At 31.4% G+C, this 5,142-nt stretch carries 8 protein-coding genes; 3 read left to right on the forward strand and 5 right to left on the reverse strand.

Going from position 1 to position 5,142, the window contains the following annotated elements; genetic code table 11:
* The first annotated feature begins 102 nt into the window (after positions 1-102).
* From AB671_RS12275 to AB671_RS12285, 3 genes are all read left to right on the forward strand, one after another.
* Complete coding sequence (locus AB671_RS12275) at positions 103-555, forward strand: VOC family protein (RefSeq protein WP_066681693.1); 453 nt, start codon at positions 103-105, stop codon at positions 553-555.
* A complete protein-coding gene (locus tag AB671_RS12280; RefSeq protein ID WP_066681695.1) occupies positions 552-1,061 on the forward strand; it encodes a hypothetical protein in 510 nt (169 codons plus the stop codon). The genes AB671_RS12275 and AB671_RS12280 overlap by 4 nt, the downstream gene beginning before the upstream one ends.
* A 142-nt stretch (positions 1,062-1,203) precedes the next feature.
* Positions 1,204-1,704, forward strand: coding sequence for a hypothetical protein (locus AB671_RS12285; protein WP_066681704.1), 501 nt, complete (start codon positions 1,204-1,206; stop codon positions 1,702-1,704).
* A 33-nt stretch (positions 1,705-1,737) separates the two neighbouring features.
* On the opposite strand, the gene AB671_RS12290 is transcribed toward AB671_RS12285, so the two are convergent.
* The 5 genes from AB671_RS12290 to AB671_RS12310 form a co-directional block, all read right to left on the reverse strand.
* Positions 1,738-2,229 carry a hypothetical protein gene (locus tag AB671_RS12290; protein WP_066681707.1) on the reverse strand — a complete coding sequence of 164 codons (492 nt, stop codon included), beginning with the start codon at positions 2,227-2,229 and terminating at the stop codon, positions 1,738-1,740.
* Between the two features lie 15 nt (positions 2,230-2,244).
* Positions 2,245-3,276: a cytochrome-c peroxidase gene (locus AB671_RS12295; protein WP_066681710.1), complete on the reverse strand. Its 1,032-nt coding sequence runs from the start codon at positions 3,274-3,276 to the stop codon at positions 2,245-2,247.
* A gap of 99 nt (positions 3,277-3,375) precedes the next feature.
* On the reverse strand, positions 3,376-4,137 hold the full coding sequence (locus tag AB671_RS12300; protein ID WP_066681719.1) for a hypothetical protein: 762 nt from the start codon (positions 4,135-4,137) through the stop codon (positions 3,376-3,378).
* A 15-nt stretch (positions 4,138-4,152) separates the two neighbouring features.
* Positions 4,153-4,449: a type II toxin-antitoxin system RelE/ParE family toxin gene (locus AB671_RS12305; protein WP_066681722.1), complete on the reverse strand. Its 297-nt coding sequence runs from the start codon at positions 4,447-4,449 to the stop codon at positions 4,153-4,155.
* Positions 4,430-4,774: a hypothetical protein gene (locus AB671_RS12310; RefSeq protein WP_066681726.1), complete on the reverse strand. Its 345-nt coding sequence runs from the start codon at positions 4,772-4,774 to the stop codon at positions 4,430-4,432. The genes AB671_RS12305 and AB671_RS12310 overlap by 20 nt, the downstream gene beginning before the upstream one ends.
* Positions 4,775-5,142: the final 368 nt, after the last annotated feature.

Genomic DNA, 5,142 nt, shown 5'->3' on the forward strand with positions numbered 1-5,142 from the left:
ATGAACTTCTAATGGAAAGTTCTGAAAACATGGTCAAATTATCTGCCATAAAATTATTACTCAATAAAATTTAAACAGCCTCTAATTATAAATTTAAAAAAAATGAAAAAACAGAATTTACTCAGAATGGATAATGTCGGAATTGTAGTAGAATCTCTAGACGAAACCATTGCTTTTTTTCTCGAACTCGGTTTAAAACTAGAAGGAAAATCGATGATTGAAGGAGAATGGGCAGGCCGTGTAACCGGACTAGGCAATCAATCTGTAGAAATTGCAATGATGGTGACACCCGATGGAAACAGCCGACTGGAACTTTCGAAATTTATAAATCCAAAAATAATAGAAGATCATCGCAACGCTCCCGTCAATGCTTTAGGTTATTTGCGTGTTATGTTTGCTGTTGCAGACTTAGATGATACCCTCGACAGACTTTATAAGCTTGGCGCCCAACTTGTAGAAGAAGTCGTTGATTACCAAAACATTTATAAGCTTTGTTATATTCGTGGACCTGAAGGAATTCTTATCGGACTGGCAGAAAAAATTGAGAATAAATGAATACTAAAACGTATTTAAACAAATTTGAAAATGCCGTAAATGCATTTGGCAAAAAAGTACTTGAAAAAAGTGGATTAGAAATTCAAACCGGGATTTGGTTAAACTCGGTTGTTTTACGATTGCAAAAAAAGCATTGGGCAAATAATCCTGATGAGAAGCCCCATTCTGGTTCTGCCATTTTTATGGGAATTTGGATAGATCAAGAAGCTTTTTCGAAAAAAATACTTAAGTACAATATTCATGCTCTGAAACTAAGACAACTCAATGGATATGCCTTACAAAGCCGTGCCTTTGCAGATTCTTTTAGACAAAAGTTTAAAGAATTTGAGCAAAAGTGGGAAAATATAAACGTTCAGTTTGGTCCACAGACTTTGATGGAAGGCTCGATACCGCTCAATGATGAAATAATTCAAGAAGATATTTTAAATCTTATAAACAGTTTTATAGAAATAGCACCTTTAATTGATGAAACGCTTTTAGAATTTCAGAAGAAAACCAAGAGCTAAACCAAGATTGAAATTGTAAATTCATAACATCAGCCCTTTCATTACCATTCTTTTTTAGGATTTTATTTATATTTGAAAAATATTTTATCTTGTAAAATATAGATGAACACGTTAAATTAAAGTAGTTCAAAAATCAAAGCAAATGAAAGAAGAAAATGTAAATAAGCTGAATGCCCTGTTTTCAAACTTAAAATCGGAAAATCAAAAGCTGAAAGAAAGTCTGGAAAAGAAAAAAAGCGAAGACGATTTATTTATTGAAGGCTTTAAAACGCTATGTAAAAACTTTATCGACCCTAAAATGCAGGAATTCAGAAGAATGCTCAGACAAAACGGATTTGGTTGTAAGATTTCATTTAACGAAGAAATTAAAAATGGTTTAGGAATTAATTCTCAAACCAATATCAAACTTCAGATATCAAGAAATGTAGATTCTAATTTTTATACCAATGATAAGTTTCCACATATTATGTTTGTTGCCGATAAAAATCTAAAAAGAATCGTTGTGCATCAGGATACTATTTTTCAAAACGGAACAGGTACTGCGGCTTCAAAAGAAAAAACTTACACTCTTGAAAACCTTCATGAAGATGATGTAGAAAAAGAAATTCTGGAATCTATAGAAAATATTTTAGTGAATAAATAATGAATAAAACCTGCACTGCTGCAGGTTTTGTTGTTAATCTCCATCACCGCCAATGCTGTTAAACTCTTTTGTAGAATAATGCAGAAACAGTAAGATGAGTAAATCTTCAACTGATTCGTCTGCTTCAATATAAAAAACAGTCTCTTTTGACTTATGCTTTACTTCCTGAATTTTTATGAGTAATTTTCCTTTTTCAAAAAGTTGATTTGTTTTAGTTAGCGTAAAATAATATATCCTGACATCCTCTCCTGATTTAATGATTCTATCTTTTGCGAGATCCGTAAAATAAATTACTCTTTTAGAAAGACTCAATTCTATGTCATTTTTCAGAAAGCCTATATTTTTAATATAATAAGTACGCGATTGATATTCTATATAATGCCGGATTCTGAAAAAATTAGATTCATCTGCAACTTTTCCGATTTCATTGCCGGTTTCTGAAAACAAAACGAAATCATTTTTATCATATTGAGCAGTATAATTTTTAAAAAGGTGAATGTGCTTAATAGGCTTATTATCTTTCATTTTGATCAATAAAAATTATTTCTTCTGAAACCCCACATTAGAAACCAAAACAGAATCATTAAGGGTCGCCAAAAAAGCCAGCAAATCTTCCTTTGCTTTCGGATTAAAAACGATTGATTTTTCTAATTGTTTCGCTAAAGTTGGGCTTTTAACGATTCCATTTTCATAATGTTTCAACACTTCATCTAAGGTTTTAAATCTACCGTCATGCATGTAAGGATAAGTGTAAGCAAGATTTCTCAAACTTGGAATTTTAAACATCATTTTATCTGCAGGCTCAAAAGTTTTGTTCCATTTTCCATAATCTTTTAGTTCGGAATTATAAGAAAGTCCGTTATTGGCAAATTCATACGTCGAAAACAAAGGTTCTGCATGACATGAGCTGCAATTTTGTTTAAATAATTGATACCCATTATTTTCTGCTGATGTAAATTTCGCTTTCCCTTGTTTCATTTTATCATATTTTGAATTAACTGAAACAATCGTTAACTGGAACTGTGAAAGCGCCTTCATTAAACGCTCAGAAGTTGCCAAACTGTCGCCAAAACTTCTGTAGAAAAGCGTTTTATATTCTTTTGATCGATTGAGTTTTCTCACAACAGAATTAATATCCTCACCCATTTCCGCCGGATGATTGATTGGCGCTAAAGCCTGAACATCAATATTCACAACCGAGCCATCCCACATAAATGTTTTTTGCCAAGCCAGATTGAAGATTGCCGGAGAGTTTCGGTCTCCAATTCCGTCTTCAATCCCTTTGCTTAAATGATTTCCGGCATGCGAAAAAGCCTGATTCGACAAATGACAGGAAGAACATGAAATTGTATGATCTCTCGATAAAATAGAATCATAAAAGAGCTTTCTTCCCAAGTCGACAGTAGACTGTTTTAGCGGGTTTTTCTTAAAATCATAAACAGGTTTCGGAAAATAGGAAGGATAAATCAATTGAATATCCTGAAGGCTGTAAAATGCCATCAGGATAAATAATGAAAGAAAACTTAATGATTTAAACCACGAGATTGGGTACAAATTCTTCTTAATTTTCATTTAAAACCATTTATCGAGGAAAATATAAAAGATCATTTTTGAAAAATAAAACAGAAGATACAATTTGGAGGATTTTCATTTAATTAAAATTTAATAGATTTAACTCAGATGAAAATATTTCGGATCAGGATATTGAAACTCAAAATTCAATTCTTTAATTAATTTGTTTGGAGAAATCGTTCTTCCAACTGTCGTTCTAGTTCCCTCGTAAGGCAAATCTTTCTGAGCATTAATTACCTCTTCTTTGTTGGGATGAATGGGTGCAACCACATTATATACTTTAGATTCGGACTGATTATTCAGCATTTTTTCAACTACCGAACAAATATCTGCATAATGAATATGATTCACCAACAGGTCTAAATTTGAAATATTATAATTCTTTAAAAGCCGCTGATCTCCCATCAATCCTGCCAATCTTAAAATATTGGCTTTTGGGAATTGTTGCAGGATAAAATTTTCACTTTCTACCTCTTCTGCAGGTTGATCATTTTCTGTAAAATCTTTGTCAATCTGAGGATAAACTCCCGTTGAACTCATTAAAAACAACTGACCTTTGTAATCTCCCAAAAACTTTAACAAATTCTCCTGTTTTTCTTTCATAGAGACTTGTGCTCCCCTAATTCCTGAAAACGGAACGGTAATGATCACAGCATCTAATTGTGGCAAAACATCCCATTTTCTTATTGTTTCGGATGAATGATCAGGAAAATCAACCAAAGTTGGATGATATCCTTTTGATTTAAATTCTTCTATTTTAGATTCCGATGTAGTGGTTGTAAAAATTTCATATTGACTAGATGATCTTTCTGCAATATGATTTCCGAGCCAGCCGCAGCCAATAATTCCTAGTTTTTTCATGTTTAGTTTTGATTATTATTTTAATGATTCGTAATTATTATCTGGATCTTGGAAGTTTTGAAGAATTTTAATAATCTTTAAAACATTATCCTCAATGGTATAAATAAGCGTATTATGTTTTGTGATCAATACTTTGTGATAATCTGTATTTTCATATTTTTGAAAAATTACGTTTCCGGCAGATATGACCTCTATGATCTCATTAAATTTTGTAAGAAAATCATCAAAGACCTTATCACTCCAATGTTTAAGAAGATATTCTTCAATATTTCTTAAATCTAAAAGAGATTCATCAGAGAATTTTATTTTCATTTCTGTACTTTTCTTGACGTAATCTTGACGCTTCCATGACTTCTTTGTAGTCATGAGTTCTACCGTTTTTAAAATCTTCTTCAGAGCGTTTCAAAGATTCCAGTATTTCTTCTTTCGTTTCGTTGCGCCATTGTTTGGGTTCTATGGTTTTTGAAATGATCAAAAGTTCTTCCGGTGTGAATCTTTTTTCTTTTAGTTTCTTGAAAAAAGTAGGTTTCTTAATTCCTGATTTCTCAATAATATATGACATTTTGAAAGGAGAATTTTTCAGAATCTCATCAATATTATTTTGAATTTCGATGTATTTTTCTATTTCTGCTATCATTATTTTATATTTTTAAGTATCATTTATTGATACAAATATAATCAATTTATGAAACTATTAAAAAGGATTTTAAAACATTCACTCTTTTAATAAAGCCTGGAAGCTTTTGGGATAACACCGAATAATTAATCCGTGTAGTTATTTTACTACATGAACTTCCATTTTCAACTACAAAAAAACTTTTATCGACGTTCTAAATTTGCAGTATACAAAAGAGAACAATTAAACAAAATTAAAATCAAATATTACTGCCATGAAAAAATTAATCGCAATCGCAGCCTTAACTATCGGAGCAACTTTATTAGGAACTAACAATGTTCATGCTCAAAATACAACTGCAACCACAACCGTAAACATTACCCTGAATG

The sequence above is a fragment of the Chryseobacterium sp. BGARF1 genome (assembly GCF_001677955.1).
Lineage (GTDB): Bacteria > Bacteroidota > Bacteroidia > Flavobacteriales > Weeksellaceae > Chryseobacterium.

Bases quoted from the DNA above. Each gene is read 5' to 3' on its own strand.
- AB671_RS12275 (WP_066681693.1), top strand. From the start codon at position 103: ATGAAAAAACAGAATTTACTCAGAATGGATAATGTCGGAATTGTAGTA.
- AB671_RS12310 (WP_066681726.1), bottom strand. From the start codon at position 4,774: ATGATAGCAGAAATAGAAAAATACATCGAAATTCAAAATAATATTGAT.
- AB671_RS12305 (WP_066681722.1), bottom strand. From the start codon at position 4,449: ATGAAAATAAAATTCTCTGATGAATCTCTTTTAGATTTAAGAAATATT.
- AB671_RS12285 (WP_066681704.1), top strand. From the start codon at position 1,204: ATGAAAGAAGAAAATGTAAATAAGCTGAATGCCCTGTTTTCAAACTTA.
- AB671_RS12295 (WP_066681710.1), bottom strand. From the start codon at position 3,276: ATGAAAATTAAGAAGAATTTGTACCCAATCTCGTGGTTTAAATCATTA.
- AB671_RS12280 (WP_066681695.1), top strand. From the start codon at position 552: ATGAATACTAAAACGTATTTAAACAAATTTGAAAATGCCGTAAATGCA.
- AB671_RS12300 (WP_066681719.1), bottom strand. From the start codon at position 4,137: ATGAAAAAACTAGGAATTATTGGCTGCGGCTGGCTCGGAAATCATATT.
- AB671_RS12290 (WP_066681707.1), bottom strand. From the start codon at position 2,229: ATGAAAGATAATAAGCCTATTAAGCACATTCACCTTTTTAAAAATTAT.